Source organism: Qipengyuania nanhaisediminis (assembly GCF_900115585.1).
Taxonomy (GTDB): Bacteria; Pseudomonadota; Alphaproteobacteria; order Sphingomonadales; family Sphingomonadaceae; genus Qipengyuania; species Qipengyuania nanhaisediminis.
Genome location: NZ_FOWZ01000002.1, coordinates 158839 through 176204, shown reverse-complemented (window position 1 = coordinate 176204; position 17366 = coordinate 158839). Strand labels below are relative to the sequence as shown.

The 17366-nt window shown below is 59.3% G+C and carries 12 protein-coding genes; 11 read left to right on the top strand and 1 reads right to left on the bottom strand.

The annotated features are described in order from the left end of the window. Nucleotides 1-269: 269 nt before the first annotated feature. From BM173_RS06490 to BM173_RS06470, 4 genes are all read left to right on the top strand, one after another. Nucleotides 270-3305 (top strand): BPTD_3080 family restriction endonuclease, encoded by a 3036-nt coding sequence (locus BM173_RS06490; protein WP_425438803.1) that lies wholly within the window; start codon nucleotides 270-272, stop codon nucleotides 3303-3305. Next, nucleotides 3302-4186 carry a hypothetical protein gene (locus BM173_RS06485; protein WP_143089584.1) on the top strand — a complete coding sequence of 295 codons (885 nt, stop codon included), beginning with the start codon at nucleotides 3302-3304 and terminating at the stop codon, nucleotides 4184-4186. Before BM173_RS06490 ends, BM173_RS06485 begins: the two co-directional genes overlap by 4 nt. Continuing rightward, entirely contained in the window at nucleotides 4186-7161 is a 2976-nt protein-coding gene (locus BM173_RS06480) for a site-specific DNA-methyltransferase (RefSeq protein WP_090479008.1), read from the top strand. Before BM173_RS06485 ends, BM173_RS06480 begins: the two co-directional genes overlap by 1 nt. Nucleotides 7162-7521: 360 nt before the next feature. Then, entirely contained in the window at nucleotides 7522-9579 is a 2058-nt protein-coding gene (locus BM173_RS06470) for a 3'-5' exonuclease (protein ID WP_090479002.1), read from the top strand. 130 nt (nucleotides 9580-9709) lie between these two features. Here BM173_RS06470 and BM173_RS06465 read toward each other — a convergent pair whose 3' ends face one another. Beyond that, complete coding sequence (locus BM173_RS06465) at nucleotides 9710-10723, bottom strand: hypothetical protein (protein ID WP_143089583.1); 1014 nt, start codon at nucleotides 10721-10723, stop codon at nucleotides 9710-9712. 729 nt (nucleotides 10724-11452) lie between these two features. On the opposite strand from BM173_RS06465, the gene BM173_RS06460 reads away from it, so the two are divergent. The 7 genes from BM173_RS06460 to BM173_RS06430 all read left to right on the top strand — a co-directional run bounded on the left by BM173_RS06460 (nucleotide 11453) and on the right by BM173_RS06430 (nucleotide 17348). Beyond that, a complete protein-coding gene (locus BM173_RS06460) occupies nucleotides 11453-12343 on the top strand; it encodes an exonuclease domain-containing protein (protein ID WP_090478995.1) in 891 nt (296 codons plus the stop codon). Between the two features lie 77 nt (nucleotides 12344-12420). Next, the gene (locus tag BM173_RS06455) at nucleotides 12421-13272 is read left to right on the top strand and encodes a hypothetical protein (protein WP_090478992.1); all 852 of its coding nucleotides are present in this window, start codon (nucleotides 12421-12423) and stop codon (nucleotides 13270-13272) included. Nucleotides 13273-13456: 184 nt separating this feature from the next. Further along, nucleotides 13457-14128 carry a hypothetical protein gene (locus BM173_RS06450; protein ID WP_143089582.1) on the top strand — a complete coding sequence of 224 codons (672 nt, stop codon included), beginning with the start codon at nucleotides 13457-13459 and terminating at the stop codon, nucleotides 14126-14128. Nucleotides 14129-14139: 11 nt separating this feature from the next. Continuing rightward, on the top strand, nucleotides 14140-14931 hold the full coding sequence (locus BM173_RS06445) for a hypothetical protein (protein WP_090478987.1): 792 nt from the start codon (nucleotides 14140-14142) through the stop codon (nucleotides 14929-14931). An 88-nt stretch (nucleotides 14932-15019) separates the two neighbouring features. Continuing rightward, the gene (locus BM173_RS06440) at nucleotides 15020-15610 is read left to right on the top strand and encodes a hypothetical protein (protein WP_143089581.1); all 591 of its coding nucleotides are present in this window, start codon (nucleotides 15020-15022) and stop codon (nucleotides 15608-15610) included. Between the two features lie 105 nt (nucleotides 15611-15715). Then, a complete protein-coding gene (locus tag BM173_RS06435; protein WP_090478982.1) occupies nucleotides 15716-16759 on the top strand; it encodes a hypothetical protein in 1044 nt (347 codons plus the stop codon). Further along, nucleotides 16737-17348 carry a hypothetical protein gene (locus tag BM173_RS06430; RefSeq protein ID WP_143089580.1) on the top strand — a complete coding sequence of 204 codons (612 nt, stop codon included), beginning with the start codon at nucleotides 16737-16739 and terminating at the stop codon, nucleotides 17346-17348. The genes BM173_RS06435 and BM173_RS06430 overlap by 23 nt, the downstream gene beginning before the upstream one ends. Nucleotides 17349-17366: the final 18 nt, after the last annotated feature.

Below are 17366 nucleotides of genomic sequence, written 5' to 3'. Positions count from 1 at the left end.
GCCAAATTCATGATCGTGAACCACCCTTTGCCTCCCACAAAGTTTTGATACGAAAGCCACGAGTTCGGACCGATTGCAAGATGCGCAGGAGGTCAAATCCTATTTAGGCCCAACAATATAGCCGAGGTCACTTAGCGGTGAGCATGATCTGGAAAGTCCGTGTTAGGGGGTCGATCTTTGTTATTTTATCGGGCAGTCGGAAAGGGGGATCTAGGATGCAGAGTCTCAAATGAGAGCAGATTCATTGGAAATGGGATTGGGTGGCTGTGGTGAGTAGCGAGGCGTTTTTCAGTTCCCCTATACTTAACTCGCCATACAGGCGTCCTGATCGCCATTGGCAGCTGGGAGACGCCGGGCAGCCCACAGGTGTGGTGGAAACTGGAAGGCGGCGTAGCGATCTCACCACGCCGATACCGAAGCCCAGAGCCATGCGCGGCAAAAGCGCAGCGCAAGCCGACATCTTCGCGGACGCGCAAGGCGACATTTATGATCCAACAGAGATCATCAACGGTATCCGCCAAGCCGTCGATACCTGGCGGGAGCTTCCCGAAAGCCAGTGGCAGGTAACGCCAACGACCGCGCGCCTCTTGCGCCACTGGCGGTCTGGCGAGATGCCGCTTCCGCCGTTCTTCTGCCAGATCGAGGCGGTCGAAACCGTGATCTGGCTGACCGAAGTGGCAGGCAAGCCGGAGCACAAAGGACGCAAGGCAAAGCTTGCTACCGCGCAGCGTTATTGGGAGCACCTGTTCGCGGCCAACGAGGCGTCGAACCCTGATCTCGTTCGTATGGCGCTGAAGCTGGCGACGGGCGCGGGTAAAACGACAGTCATGGCCATGCTTATCGCGTGGCATACGCTCAACGCGGTGCGCCATCCCAACGCCAAGCGCTTTTCCAAGGGTTTCCTGATTGTAGCTCCTGGCATCACCATCAAGGACCGTTTGCGTGTCCTGCAGCCGAACGATCCGGAGAGCTATTATAGCACCCGGCACATCGTGCCTGAGGATATGCTCCGCGATCTGGGGCAGGCAAAGATCGTCATAACCAACTACCATTCCTTCAAGAAAAAGGACGAGGTGAGTCTCAACAAGGTCCAGCAGGCTGCCTTGGCGACCGAGCCCAAGCAGGAGAGCGACGGTTCCATGCTCCGGCGGGTGGCCGGACCCTTAATGGGTATGAAGAATATCGTCGTGCTGAACGACGAAGCGCATCACTGCTATCGCGAACGCCCGTTATCGCCGGAAGAGGAAAAGGCGCTCAAAGGCGACGAAAAGGCGGAGGCCAAGGAGGCCAATGAAGCGGCGCGCCTGTGGATCAGCGGGCTGGAAGTAGTGAAGCGGACGCTCGGCCTCAACATGGTCTATGACCTGTCTGCCACGCCCTTTTTCTTGCGCGGTTCCGGCTACCGGGAAGGCTCGCTCTTCGGCTGGGTGATGAGCGATTTCTCGCTCATGGATGCGATCGAGTGCGGGATCGTCAAGTTGCCGCGCGTGCCCATCATGGACAATGTCGAGGGCGGTGACACGCCGATGTTCCGCAACCTGTGGGAGCATATTGGAACGAAGCTACCCAAAAAGGGGCGCGCAAAATCCGGCTTCGACGATCCGCAGAAGCTTCCTAACGAACTTCTGTCCGCGATCGACGCGCTTTATGGGCATTACGAGAAGACCTTCGAAACCTGGAAGGAGCACGGCCTCGGCGTCGAGCCGGTCTTCATTGTCGTCTGTAACAACACCGCGACGTCCAAGCTCGTCCACGACTACATCGCGGGCTACGAGATCGAGGACAAGGATGGCAACAAGCGCCTCATGGCGGGCGCCTGCAAGCTGTTCCGCAATTTCGACCCGGACGGCGTCGCCCTGCCGAAGATGCGGACCCTGCTTATCGATAGCCAGCAGATCGAAAGCGGCGAGGCGATCAGTGCCGAATTCAAAGCCGCCGCAGAACCGGAAATCGCCCGCTTCAAGGACGAGCTGGTTCAGCGCACTGGCGATCGGGCTGCGGCCGAGAAGATCGACGACACCGCTATCCTGCGCGAAGTCATGAATACGGTCGGTCGTCCCGGTCAGCTGGGCGAAGCCATACGGTGTGTCGTATCGGTATCGATGCTCACCGAGGGATGGGACGCGAATACGGTCACTCACGTTCTCGGCGTCCGCGCGTTCGGCACACAGCTTCTGTGCGAGCAGGTAATTGGTCGCGCGCTGCGCCGTGTTTCCTACCGGTTGAATGATGAGGATCGCTTTGACGTCGAATACGCCGACATCTTCGGCATTCCGTTCGACTTTACGGCGCAGCCCCAAAATGCCACGATCAAGCCGCCGCCACCAATGGTGCGTGTCGAGGCGATCAGCCCGGAGCGCGACGACGTCGAAATTCGCTTTCCACGGGTCGAGGGATACCGCACCGAATTACCGCGCGACACGCTTCGGGCCGAGTTCACCGATGACTCGACGCTGGAGCTAACGCCTGATCTCGTTGGGGCCGCTCAAACGGTGAACTCAGGGATCGTGGGCGAAGAGGCCGAGATGAACCTCGATCATCTGGCGGATACGCGTCCAGCGACGATTCAGCTACGTCTCGCGGATCGCATCGTTCGTCGCCGTCTCACCGAAGATGGCGAGGTTCCCAACCCAGCCCTCATTATGGAAATGCGCAAGATCGTGCGCCGCTGGATGAGCGAACATCTCGTCTGCAAAGGGAATACTCAGCAAGCGCAGCTGCTCTATTATGACATTGCCGACCGGGTGGCCGATCGGATTATGGCGGCGATTACGCGCGGGGCCGAAGGTGGCAACCGCGTGATCGCCATGCTCGATCCCTACAACCGGGAAGGTTCGACCCGGCATGTCGGTTTCAACACGAGCCAGGACCGATACGAAACCGGTCCGAAATGCCACATCAATTATGCGATTGCGGATAGCGACTGGGAGCTTGAGTTCTGCCGGGTCGCCGATGCGCATCCGCGCGTGCTGGCTTGGGTCAAGAACCACAACCTAGGCTTCGAAGTTCCGTATCGCGCTGGGGGCGAGGCACACCGATATCGACCGGACTTCATCCTGCAAATCGACGATGGAAAGGGGGCGGACGATCCGCTCCATCTCGTGGTCGAGATCAAGGGGTTCCGCAACGAGGACGCCAAGGACAAGGCTGAAACGATGGCGACCTATTGGGTGCCGGGTGTGAACAATCTCGGCACCATGGGCCGCTGGGCCTTTGCCGAGTTCACCGACAAATGGACGATCCAGACCGAGTTCGAGGGCGTTATCAAGGGTTGGTTGGATCAGGTTGGGGGAGAGCAGGGATGAAGCCGACAAATGAGAACCTAGAGCAATACGCGCACGCCCCTTTGATGCGGATGCTGATCGCGGTCGCTCTGGATGGCTCCACCATGACATATGGGGAGGGTAAAGATCGCTTGGAGAGCGAACACGACTTCACCACCATTTTCTCACCGAAGATGGGATACATCGTCGGCTCGATGATCGATCGGGTCCTATGGGAAGACGACGAGGCTCCGCTCCTGAATGTCCTGATGGTCAATCAAGGCACCCGACTGCCGAGCGATGGTGCGGCAGGATACATGGCGGACCGGTTCGAAATCCCCGGTTTGCGCGAAAAAGGGACTGATCATCCTCGTTGGGAGGAATGCTTCGACGACGCAGCGCACGAGGTTTACGAATACACGGCTGAAGACTGGATCGATCTTTACCAGCGCACCTTTGGCCAACAGCTCACGGTAGAAGAGATCGCGGCAGAGCGCAGCCGTCGTAAGGCGGGGTCGGAAGAGGATGGCCTGAAATACGGTCGTATCGGCGAAGGGCCAAACCATGAAGCGCTTCGTTTGTGGGTGAAGGACAATCCATCGCTCATCAATACCGACTACGTGGATTGCCGCTCGGAGACCGAAGTGACACTGGATTCTGCGGACCGTGTTGACGCGGTTTACTACTGCGATGACCGGGTGGTGGTTCTCGAAGTGAAGTCTCGCGACTCAAACGAAGCGGATTTCCGCAAGGGCGTGTTCCAATGCGTGAAGTATCGCGCCGTCCAATCCGCGATGGATGTGCGGCAAGACGGCTACGTCGAAGCAATCCTCGTGACGGAAACGCCGATCACCGGTGAAATCCGCGATCTCCTTCGATTGCATGATATCCGACATTTCCAAGCCCCACTGGAACGCAACTAATGGCCCGCTCACCCAAGAAACCCCTCCGCGTCGAAACGCTCACCCACGACGAGGCGACGCGCAAGAACGCGCCCACGGCGGAACTCGAAACCTTCGTCGACGCCGAGACCAAACGGCCGATCGAGGTCGCTTACGAACGGCGCAACCGCGATCTCGATCCGCAGCTGGTGTGGAGGGGGAAGGATGTGGCGGACTGGTCAGACCTCGTGGTCGAGGCGCCGCCGCTCTATATCCAGGAGAAAATCCATCCCAAGGCGCTGATCGAGGATCTGAAGCGCGCCAGCCAGCGTGGCGAACCCGACGACGCGCCCGATCTTTTCGCCGATTTCAACGGCGTCGATCCGGAGGCGCGGACCGAGTTCTACGCGCATGACCAGCACTGGTCGAACCGCATGATCCTGGGCGACGGGCTGAAGGTGATGGCATCGTTGGCCGAGCGCGAGGGGCTGAAGGGCCAGGTGCAGTGCATCTATATCGACCCGCCCTATGGCATCAAGTTCAACTCCAACTTCCAGTGGTCTACCACCTCGCGCGACGTGAAGGATGCCAAGGCCGACCACCTGACGCGCGAGCCCGAGCAGGTGAAGGCCTTCCGCGATACCTGGGCGGACGGCATCCACTCCTACCTTACATACCTGCGCGACCGCCTGACCGTGGCGCGCGACCTCTTGACGGAAAGTGGCAGCGTCTTCGTTCAGATCGGCGACGAGAACGTCCACCGCGTGCGCGCGCTGATGGACGAGGTGTTCGGGGAGGAGAATTTCGTCGTCTCCGTGCTGTTTCAAACGACCCCGTATGCAACGAGTGCGACGCTGCCTTCCGTAAACGACACAGTATTGTGGTATGCGCGGAATCGCGAATTGGTCAAATATCGACCTCTTTTCAAAGAGAAGGAGGAGATCGGTAGTATCAATCTTTATCGATCGGTCCTCGATGAAGATGGTGAGACGGTAGTTCCTGTCGATCACACAAATGACCGTAACCCAAAGCGTTACCGCCTAGTATCACTCATTTCTCCGGGTTCTTCTGGCAAAGACGATCGATTTGAGTTCCGCGATCAAACCTATCGTGCTGGCGGAAGCAGTCATTGGAAAGTTCGCCACGAGAACCTTGGCAGGGTTGCTAAAGCTTCACGCATCCAGAAAACGCGAAGTTCGATCCAATTCCGAAGCTATATCGGTGACTTCCCTATCTCGGTTCGAACGAATATCTGGACCGATACAATCACGGGCAGCTTCACTGACGACAAAATCTATGTCGTTCAGACCAATAGCAAGGTGGTTGAACGCTGCATCCTGATGACCACCGATCCTGGCGATTTGGTGCTCGATCCCACCTGCGGTTCGGGCACCACCGCCTATGTCGCCGAGCAGTGGGGACGGCGTTGGATCACGATCGACACGAGCCGGGTCGCGCTCGCGCTCGCCCGGGCGCGGATCATGGGGGCGCGCTATCCCTGGTATTTGCTCGCCGACAGCCGCGAGGGGCAGGTGAAGGAAGGCGAGGTCACTCGCACGCCGCCGCGCGATACGCTGACGCAGGGCCGCATCCGCCAGGGCTTCGTCTACAAACGCGTTCCGCACATCACGCTCAAGAGCATCGCCAACAATGCCGAGATCGACACGATCTGGGAGGAGTATCAGGAAAAGCTCGAACCCCTGCGCGCCGAAATCAACGCGATGCGCGGCCGCGACGGCTCCGATCCCGACCTGCCGCCCTTCGAGGAATGGACCATGCCGCGCGAACCCGGCGCACCGTGGCCCGACGATGCCGCCAAGGCGCTGGAGAAGGCGCGCAACGAGAGCGCCAGCGATGCGACCCGCACGAAGTGGCTGAACACGCTGAACGAAGAACTTGAGCGCGACTACACGCTCGACACGCTGCCCGAACACCCGGTCGATCCTTGGAACGACCCGGAATGCGAGAAGCTGCACGCCGAATGGTGGAAGCTGCGCATCGAACGCCAGCAGGAAATTGACGCCAGCATCGCCGCCAAGGCGGACACCGAATATCTCTACGACCAGCCCTACGAGGATAAGTCCCGCGTCCGCGTGGCCGGGCCCTTTACGGTCGAAAGCCTCTCGCCCCACCGCGTCCCCGCCGTGGATGTGGACGACAGCCTGTTCGACGAGATCGAGGCTGCCGAGGGCAGGGCGAAGAAAGGCGAGAGCGGCGAACGCGCCGACTTTGCCGAGATGGTGCTCGAAAATCTCAAGCGCTCTGGCGTCCAGCAGCGCGCCAAAGACGACAAGCTCGTCTTCGAAAGCATGAAGCTATGGCCCGGCGAATGGATCGTCGCCGAGGGCACCGTGCGCCAGAAATCGCTGACCGAGGCGGAGGGCGAAGAGGAAACCGAAGCCGGCCCGACCCGTCGCGCCGCCATCTTCGTCGGCCCCGAATACGGCACCATCACGCGCCCGCAGGTCGTGGCCGCAGCACGCGAAGCACAGGAGAATGGCTTCGACATCTTGATTGCCGCTGCCTTCAACTTCGATGCCCACGCCGGTGAAGTCACCAAGATGGGCCCGCTCACTGTCCTGCAGGCGCGTATCAACCCCGACCTGCACATGCCGGACCTTGCCAATACCGGCGCAGGCAACCTGTTCACCGTATTCGGCGAGCCTGACATTCAGGTGCACGTCGAAGGCGACGGCATGGTCAGCATCGAGGTGATGGGCGTCGATATGTATAAGGGCGGCCAGATCGAAAGCGGCGACGCCGACGACATCGCCGTGTGGTTTATCGACACCGACTACAACTACGAAAGCTTCTTCGTCCGCCACGCCTACTTCCCCGGCGCGAACGATCCCTACAAGGCGTTGAAGACGACCTTGAAGGCCGAGGTAGATCAGGAGGCTTGGGATAGCCTCAACCGTGTCCGGTCGCGGCCGTTTGCAAAGCCGAAAGACGGCCGCGTAGCCGTGAAGGTGGTCAACCACCTGGGCGACGAGGTTATGAAGGTGTTGGAGGTTTAGACATGTCGGGTCGACGGCGAGTTGGTGGATCAGGATGGGCCGGTGTCCACGGTTCGTTTGTCGGCATAGGGAAGAAGATTGGTGCCAAAACGAAGGCGGGAAAGCGGAAGATCAAGCGGAAACATCCGGAGTTTTCCGGCCATCTGACGCTTCAAGAAGCCCGCCACGCAGGCCTCTCGATCAGACAATGGCGGTCACAGTCCGACAAGACTGTGAAGCGGGTGGAGACGGAGTTGATGATAGCGCGCAAGGACGTGAAACGCCTTGAGGCGGAACTTCGCCTCGCAGAAGAGGCACGACAAGCCGCTTACAAATCTACGGACCCTGTCACCAAACAGAAGAAAACTTAGGAGCACGTCGATGACACTCCTCTATGCATCCACGTTCGCAGAGGCACTTGGGAAGCTCACCCACCAAGAGCAGAAGCAGGTCAAGATCACGACCGTAGATCTGATGATGGACCCAAAGGGCACAGGTCTAAGTCTCGAACGGCTGACGAGGGCAGGGGACGACAAGGTCTGGTCGGCGCGCGTCTCACGGGACCTGCGTATCATTCTTCGGCGCGACGGCGACGATAACCTGCTCGCGTATGTAGGCCACCACAACGATGCCTATCGCTGGGCCGAGCGGCGCAAATTCATTCCTCACGAGCGGTCTGGCGCCATGCAGATCGTGGAAGTGATTGAAGGTCAGCAAAGGGCCGAGCCTGAATACGGCGACCATTCCGACGCGAAGGAAACCACTGAAGAGTCCGTCCAGCCCTTCTGGTCGTTGACCGACGACCAGCTCCTCGATGTCGGCGTGCCACGTGAATGGCTGAACCAAGTGCAGGAGATGCCGGAGGCTGAGATCGATACTCTATTCGACCGACTTCCCGCTGAGGCTGCGGAAGCCCTTTACGATTTTGCGACGGGTGGGAAGCTTGAGGATCATATTGTCACCCCGGCCGAACCGGGAGCCGATCCCTATTCCCATCCCGACGCACAGCGCCGCTTCCGTGTGTTCGACAATGTCGACGAACTGAAGGCGGCGCTCGATGCCCCTTTCGAGAAATGGGCAGTATTTTTGCATCCGGCGCAGCGTGAATTGGTGCGTCGCAAGGTGACCGGCCCGACCCGCGTTACCGGGTCGGCGGGAACGGGTAAGACCATCGTAGCACTGCATCGCGCCGTGCATCTTGCAGAGCAAAGCGAGATCGTGCGCGTTCTTCTGACCACTTTCTCCCCAGAGCTTGCGCAATCCCTGTGCGCGAAGCTCGAAATCCAGACGCAGGCTCTCCCTGAATTGCGGGAGCGGGTTACAGTCCGGCCGATCGGTGAAGCTGCGGTAGAGCTTTATTGCGAGCAGTTCGGCGAGCCAGATCTTGTCGAGCATGGCCAGATACGGAAGCTAATTGAGGAGGCCGTATCGGCAGGCCTTGGCGCCGACCTTACACCGCAATTCCTGCTAGAAGAATGGCAGGAGCTGGTCGATGCTTGGGGCGTAACCGACCCGGAGAGCTACGCCACACTCCCCAGGATAGGTCGCCGCACCCGTCTGGGTCCAAAGCAGCGGGAGGCAGCATGGGCCGTATTCGACCACGTCCGAACCCGCATGGCCGAGCACGGTTGGGTCACTCGTGCAATGATTTACGACCAACTGACAGGATGGCTTGAGGACGGCGGCAAAATCCCCTTCGAACATGTCGTCGTCGACGAAGCGCAGGACCTTACGGTCGCACAGGTCCGCTTCCTCGCCGCGGTGGGGAAGGGGCGAGACGATGCCCTCTTCCTTGCCGGCGATATCGGGCAGCGCATATTCCGGCTGCCCTTCAGCTGGGCGAAGCTGGGCCTCGACATTCGAGGCCGCAGTCATTCGCTGCGGGTGAACTACCGCACGTCGCACCAGATTAGGGCAATGGCAGACCGTCTGCTTCCGCCTGCGATTACAGATCTGGACGGCGTGGAAGAGGGCCGGCGTGGCACGGTGTCGATCTTTGATGGTCCCACGCCAGAGGTTCACTTGTTTGAAGATAGTGACGCTGAGGGGGATTTTGTGAGCGGTTGGCTGCAACGGTGCATGATGTCCGGGATTCCCTCACATCAGATTGCGTTGCTTGTCCGTAACCACGACCAGCTCGGTCGCGCCCGGAAGGCTGCTGCGGAAGCTGTTGCAGCAACAGGGGTTTCCAAGCGGCCAGTCGTTACTGTGATGCACGACGCGAAAGGCCTCGAATATCGGGCGGTGGCCGTGATGGCATGCGACGAAGATGTAATCCCGGACCCTGACCGGCTAGCCTCAATCGGCGACGTCGCCGAGATGGAAAGCATATACGAGACTGAGCGGCATCTGCTCTATGTTGCTTGCACGAGGGCTCGTGATCAACTGCTCGTCAGCGGCGTCGATCCTGGGAGCGAGTTTCTCGACGACATCACTTGAAGTCACGCGAGTTGAGCGACCCATCGACGTTTGAATTCCACGGCGAACTTGTATGACGCAAACGCCATTCCAACGCTAGGAATCGAGAGATGCTTGGGGTCGCTCCAATCTCTTCGGTGTGAGCGATCGGCTAATGCTCGAGCGCATTTTGCTCCTTGAGATACTTCACGCCCTCGTAAAAATCTTCAAGGCTTTGGAAGACAGGTCGGCCGAATTCATCCAGTCCGCCGGCTGCTTGGGTGAGCAGCGTTGTCGCCCTAAAAGCGCGCTCTTTTTCAGCGTTTTCCGGATCGCTTCTGGACGCTTTCCTCCGCTCGAAATTTACTGGGCTCAATCGCTGTTCTGCCACGCTAAAGTGCTCTGCTTTTCCACTATATACAGCGCCCGATTGCTGCCCGTGGACTTCTTCTGCTTCAAAACTTTCGAACAATTGTTCGGCATTTTGGGCTGCCTGTATGAGATCGATCTTAGCAATCCCTTCAGCCTGATAGCCTTGAGCAACGAGATCGATAACCGCACCCAAAAGCGTGTTTCCGAGGCGCAAATCGTCTCGTCTTACACCAGCTTTGAGCATCACCGCGACTAGGGGCATCATGAACTTTGGAAGCTTGTATCGCCATTGTTCGTTGACCGTATAACGTCGTGCGAGTTCGGCTACCAATACGTTACGGGCAGCATCATGCTCAGCGATCTGGCATGCCAGAACGGCTCGTAGACGCTCATTCGCCACATAACTTTGAAGGAGCCTTTCGTCTCCTTCCTGCACTAGTTCGGACAGCTTTTCCGTAGATCTTATCGCGCCTTCGGAACTGACATCAATCTCTGCTCCGGACTGCCGCATCAACAGGGCATGGGGCGCTTTCGCGTCCCGCTCCAGCAATGCTTTTAGGCGAGCAGCTACGTCTTTGTCGCGCGACATTCGATGTTGCGGCGGAAGCAGAGACGAGAGGTCAGACACGATTTGCTCGGCTAGTTCTGGTTCGATTTCGAGCTCAGCAAGGAGGCGTCTGAGTTTCCTCGCACGTGACCGAGCGTCGCGCCGATCCGCATTACGACCGCGATCACTAGTCACCGCGTCCCGCATTTCCTCCCCGCCATCAGCCGCCGCTGGATCTTGAACTTGGACCGGCTTGTTCTTTTCCACGTTCGCACTCCCATCGAGCCGCATACGGAAAATGGCTCGCATCAACTATACGTGGCAAGAGATTGAAATTGCGTGAATTCATGCCCCAGGAATGCATTTCCCGTGGGCACGCGACGCGAAGTGCGCCCGATTGTGCTATTTGGGCCGACGTGGCCCTCCCGAGCAGATCAATCGCATCTATCGGTTCAAATCGGCCGCGACCAAGAACTGCAAAACATGGTCTGCGGAGCTGATACGTGGCGAAATCCCATCGTTTCGATAGTGGTCCACGGCTTGGACTCGTGGCAAAATCTATTCAGAATTTCAGGCGCAATACCTCAAAAAGGGGTGCAAAATGCCACCCCTGTTTTCAGGCGCAATACCTCAAAAAGGGACGCACCTTCGGAGCATCCCTGTTTTGCGGCGCAATACCTCAAAGTCATCCGCACCTGCGGTGCTAACGACTTTGCGCGCTCGTTCGGACCCGAGAGGTCCTTCGAGAATAGCTCAGCCCTTCGGCTTCGCACGTCGGCTACGCCTCCTCGGTGCGCACCGCCGCGGCGGTCCTGGGGCGGTGTCGGCGACACCTTGGGGGGAGCGGCACCCTTTGCTGACAGCATCGGGGCCATCGAAGTAGCGGAACTCCTATCGAGGAAATGGCCGGGCGAACCGGCCAGGTGAAAGGAAAAGAGCATAGCGCTCGAGCTTCCGCCTCGCCGGTTCGACGTCACACGAACCGAAAGGCATTACATGATTACGAACCATCTCGATCCCGTGCTCGAACAGCACGCACAGCTGCTTGAGCGGCACGAGGGATATCGCGTCCTGCGAAAGGTCCCGACGCCTTACCCGTTGTTTCCCGATGACGGGGTTCCACCTGACGGAAAATGTATCGGCATTGTAGATCTCGAAACGACCGGGCTCGATGCCGAAAATGATACCATAATCGAGGTGGCAGTAATGCTCGTCTGGGTGGACGAAGAAAGCGGGGTCATTGCCCACATCGGACCGTTTAGCTGGCTCGAGGACCCGAACGTCGAACTGGACCCGCGGGTGAGCCTGGTGACGGGCCTCGCCAACCACATGCTCAACGGTCACAAGATCGACGATTTGTCGGTCGAAGGATACCTCTCGCGGGCGGACGTCCTCGTGAGCCACAATGCGGCATTTGAAATTGGTTTTCTCGAGCGCCGCTACCCGTCGCTCGCGAAAGCCAAATGGGGCTGCTCGCTTAAGGATGTCGACTGGCTGATGGCAGGTCTCGATGGCCGCGCGCAGGGGAGCCTGCTGGCGCAGCACGGATGGTATAGCGAAGCGCACCGTGCAGGGCCCGATGTATGGTCCTTGTTCGTGCTGCTGATGCAGCGCCGACGCGGCATTGGTCCGGGTGCTGTCCGCTCGCATCTGCAGCGGCTCCTCGAGACCGTGGACACCGACACCGTGATGGTCGAGGCGCGCGGCGCTCCGTTCGGCAAGAAAGACCTCCTCAAGGCGCGGCAATATCGCTGGAATGCAAACGCCGGGTTCTGGGAGAAAGAGCTAAGCTCCGAACTCGCCCAACACGAAGAGGCCTGGCATTATCGTAATGGTCTGAAAGCGCCGACCTTGCGAGCCATCACTGCGCGTGAGCGGCACCGCTGAGCGCGCTCCTTTACAAGTCTCACTTTAACGCCAACGACCCGCCATCCGAGCGGGTCTTTTCATATGGAGAATACATCATGCACATCGAGAAAGAATGCTTCGAGCAAGCCCTCGAGCGCGAAGCTCGCAAGTTCCTTGAACTGGATGCCGAAGGCCGGCGCGTCCGCCGCGGCCTGCAGCGTATCATTGTCGCCGACTTTGAATACCGGTGGGACAGGTCCCGCTACGAAGGATATTGCGTCGCCGAAGGCGAGAGCGCCGAGCCCAAGATCCGCTGGCCATTCCACCGGATCGCCGCCGCGTCCTGGATGCAGTTACGGTTTGATTCCGGCGAAGAGGTCCCGACCGTCGAAAGCGTCATCGTTCTGACCGGGGAAGAGGCGAGCGAACAGGAAATGGTAACGCAGTTCTTCGAGGCTCTTCGTCAGGCGCCGAATGCGCAGCTCGTCACGTGGGGCGGGGAGGTCAAGGACCTCGCGGTCCTGCGCCGGTGTGCCGGCGAGTTCGGACTTGTCCTGCCGCCTCATCTGCTGGACGGCTCGCCGCACGCCAGGGAGCGTATCGATCTGTGCCGGGCGGTAACCGTCCAGGCCAAGGCGCCTCACCTTCCGGAATATGCTGCTGCGACCTCCATTCCGGCAAAGCCGTCGCCCAGCAAGCAGATTGGCCAACTGGTGGAGAAGGGCGACTGGCCCAAAGTGCGCGAGCAGGTGCTCGCCGATGTCATAACCACCAGCGTGATCGCGCTGCGTCACCTGGCGTCGCATGGCGAGATTGCGATTGATGCCGAAGCGTCGACCATCGCGATCGGGGAGGCAGCGCTAAGCGCTGTTCCCGAGAGCAGTTTCTTACGTGCCACCTACCGCCCTTGGGCACGCGACAGGCAGCGTGCCGCGGGCCTGCGCGGTGTGGTTTACCGAACCCCATGAGCAGCAGCGGGGATGAGATAGAGAGGAGGGAGGAAAAAATGACCTGAACCGATCGAGATACGGCGCGAGGCACCGCCGCAAGACAAGTTACGTGCCAGACAGGACCTGCAGAGTGCGCAGGTCTTCCAGCAGCCGCTCCCCGTCCGGGTCAGCGGCCTTTTTTATGTCCGAAGGAATTTTGAAAATGCCAAAGAAGAAAAAGCCCTCCAGCCGTGCGCTCGCACAGGCCAGGACTACCAATCTCGCCAAGCTCCCCGAGCGTTTCGCCATCGGCAATACCGAGGTGCGGCCCGAACAGGCGTTCGTGATTCCGGACCACCGTCCGAACCTGCCCGGACCCTGGTCGCACGAACCGGTCGACAAGCTCGCCTGGCGCGATGCTGCGACCAATCTCGATTGCATCCTCCTGCGTCAGGCCTCCGGCGTGTGGGCTGGCTATGTAGCCGTGCCGCCCGGGCATCCGCTGCACGGCTTCAACACCGATGCTGTTCCGCCCACCGCCGGTCTCTCGCCGCATGGCGGGATCGACTATGCTGAAGTCTGCTCGCGGGACGATCCAGAAGAACTGCAGATCTGCCATGTGCACGTCCACGTTCGCTCGGGCCCGTCGGCAGCGAACACGGCGCAGGACGATGCCTGGTGGTTCGGTTTCGCGGCCGACAAGCCCGGTGACCTCGTCCCGGTGGGTGTCAGACCGATCCTGGCGATCGAGGAAGGCGAGACCTATCGCTCCATCGATTACATGTATGACGAGACGGTCAAGCTCGCGCGCCAGCTACATGAAATCGGCAGAGGTCAATCCGCAGGATCTGACACTGCGCTCGGGTCTCTCTCGCACAAGCTCGGCAAGTCATGAGGGAGGCTCATATGGAACAGGACCTTCCCTACGAAAGGATCCGCAACCCGAACCTGCCCTGGGGGTATTGGTGTGTAGCCGATTCCGAATACGAGCCCGCTCTCATCGACGAGACAGATCGGCGCTGGGATTCCTTGCGCGAATACCTGTGGTGCGGCCGGCTCTCCATGGCGCGCAGATCGCATTGGGAGTTCGTCAACCAACTTGAATTGCTGCTCGCAGTTCTTGCTTGCATCGATCGGCGCATCGTCCATATCGAAGAGCATGTGCGAGACCTCTTTAAGGGCTCGTGGGATATCGCGTTCCACTATGCCTGCTGGCTCAAGGGGCACGGGCTTTCCGATGGCTTCGACAAGCTTACCATCGAGGGCCGCGCCGTCCTCGTCATGCTCGCCAGCACACGGCCTCGCAGCGCGGCGCCGATCCCGATCGGACTACCGACCCTTGTTCCCCAGCGCGGGTTTGACCGCGGGGAAACTCGCGAGGAGCGCGAGCGCATCTTCGCGGTGAACGAGAAGTTCGCGCTGAACCTGCCGGCAAGGTTCATCCGCGCAGAGATCGACGAATTTCCCGGCATCAAGCTCATCGGGCCTCCCGAGGGTGCGAACATCCCGCTTGGCCGGGTGTTGTGGTCGATGACCTTTGGCGACGATTTCGCGCGCGACCGGCTGTTCGCCTGGCTGATCCACCGGCTCGACCGCTGGGAGGCATGGACCGAGCTCGCGAGCCTTCAAGGTGCTCAGGCACTGAGCGAGCATTTCCTGCAGCTGCGCTTCGCCGATGAGCCGCTGGAGACAGGCTGACAAGCTCAGACACCCACATGTCCAACAATCCAAGCGGGCGGCATCCGATCTGGATGACCGCCCGCTTCTTCTTGAAAGCACCATAATCATGCAAAGAACTATCCGCCGCACCCTGCCCATCCGCATGGTCGCGCTCTCGCTACTGCCGCCTCCGAACTCATTTGCGCCGAAGGCACCCTTCGGGTTCGGAGCCTTCGTCATCGACCCAAAGTGCCGCGGGGAGGCAAGCTTCGCGCTTCACATGCACGGCTACGGGGCGGGGCATGATCCTGCACCAATGCGCGATGCAATCCGCGCGTTGTTCGACCCGGACACGATGGCGCTGATCTGCGCCCTTTCGCTACCCCCTGCTGGTGAGCACGCACCGGCCCCATTCCCTGAGGCTTATCTCGATATCGTTCCGCGAATAGGACTTCGGCGTAACCTGTTCGCCCCATTGCCCCGTCATATCCTGGCGAGCGCTGGCCGGGTAGGCGGGCTTGACCTGCCCGAGATCGAACCCACGCCGCTCGCGCGCCTCGGTCAGATCGGCTGCGAGGCGCAGGCTGCATGGATATTCTGGCTCCAGGCGTATTGTCCGGTCAATCACCGCCGCAAACTGCTCGCCAGCTATCTGGCCTGGAGGCAGCTGCAGCGGGCTCGCTTGCAGCCTGCTAGCGCTATACGAAAGAGGAGCTGACAACGCCCTTTTTTGCATCCGCACTCGCCACCAGAAGGCCCCCGAACCATATTTTCTGGACAATCAGTCCCTTAAAAGTCACCAATCAAGTCTAAGGGGGACTCGATGGCCAAAAAGCCTTGCCGCATTCACTATCGTCGACTTTCGCGCGAGGAAGGTGCATTTCCAGACGAAACCTTAAGCGATCGGATAGCGGCCGCACTGGAGGCTGACGGCGGAGACGGCTCGAAAATCAAAGAGCACGTGAAGCACCGAACGGTGAACGTGCCGACGCAGCCGGAATATCAGCGCGCCCTCAACAATTTTGCTGTCGATGATACCTATGTATTCGGGACAACATGCTTGTTCGCCCCTGGTCAGATGCAAGCGCTGCTGAAGCTGGCTGATGACGACGCCCAGCCCGAACTGGAGGCTGTCCTAGAAGCGTATGAAATTGCCGAGCAGGCAGCTCCCGAGGGCCATGAATATCTTCACGGGCTTAGCTATTGGTTGGCTGTGGGCGATCACTTTTACCAGATCCAGTCCGCGTCGTTGCAAGTTGGCGCGATGGAGCAATATCTCACCTGGTTGCTCGCTAGCAAAGCGAATGTGATTGGCGCGGAGCATTATGTGCAGCTCCAGGCGCTTTTCGATCAAGATCAACTCGCGGATGATGAGCCAACGTTCATTCAGGTGGGGGGTATTGTGCCAGAAACGCTCCATGCCGATCCGCCGCAGCCTGAGGACCCTGCAAACGTAATCGAGGTCGAGGAGCGCGAAAAATTAGGTGGCGGAGCTCTGGGGTGGGCTAAAAGCCGAGAAATACTGAATGATCTCTACGGGGCACTCAAAGCCCAGGAACTGATTGATGCTGTGCCTGACGAAGCCGCACTCGAGGTTCTCGTCAGCATCGGATATCGTGCGAAGAAGCGTAAAATTCAGAAGAATTTCATGAAGGACCTAGCATCCGGGCTGCGGAACCTCCCAGATGGCGAGGTGACCGTGCGAACGAAGAGCGGAACGTCCAAAGGCGCTGACGCCCGCTTATTCCAAGACATGGGGATCACTAAGGTGGATGGGGCGAGCGGCTTGCTCGTTCTAGAGGACGCGCGTGACCAAATGCTCGAAGTGCATCGGCGATTCCTTCATGATGGTAAAATCACTCCATGAAACGTATATAGATGGTATGAAGATTTCTTGGCCTACTGTCGCGATCACCACTGCGGGCTTGCTCGCAGCGGGGTTCTTTGTGCCGGTGGGAACTTGGGAAACATTGCGGCCGGCTCTCCTTCCGGCAATATCGATCATCGCCGCAGCGGTGCTGGTCAGACTGGCCCGTGGCATGCCATTCACGAATGCCGATCACTTCGATCTCGATCAGTTTCGACAGGTTGCGAAGAACCTTGAAGCCAACGCTCGCAAGCTTCGCGCGCTTATTTTCGTGTGTTTGGCTGCGGTCGTATTGCTTATTGTCGCAAACGATGCGGTCGAGGTTATCGATCGGCTCACGGCACAGGAATGGGTCGCTGACATTGCCGGTCGAGGGATGTCCGCAACGATTGCTTGGCTTTTGCTCTATGCGTTTTGGCGTATCGTCGAGGTGGTTCACAGCGACGTTAGTCTTCTGAGGCTGCAGTCGAAGATTCTTGAAGGGGTGATTACTTCGAAGAACGCCGCCGACTTCGAAGGCCGCGTGATAGAAAGGTCTCCGGCAAAAATCGCGGGTGCGGACAATTTCGGGAAGCAGCTCCCGCACTGAACGTCGCGAGAGGTGAAC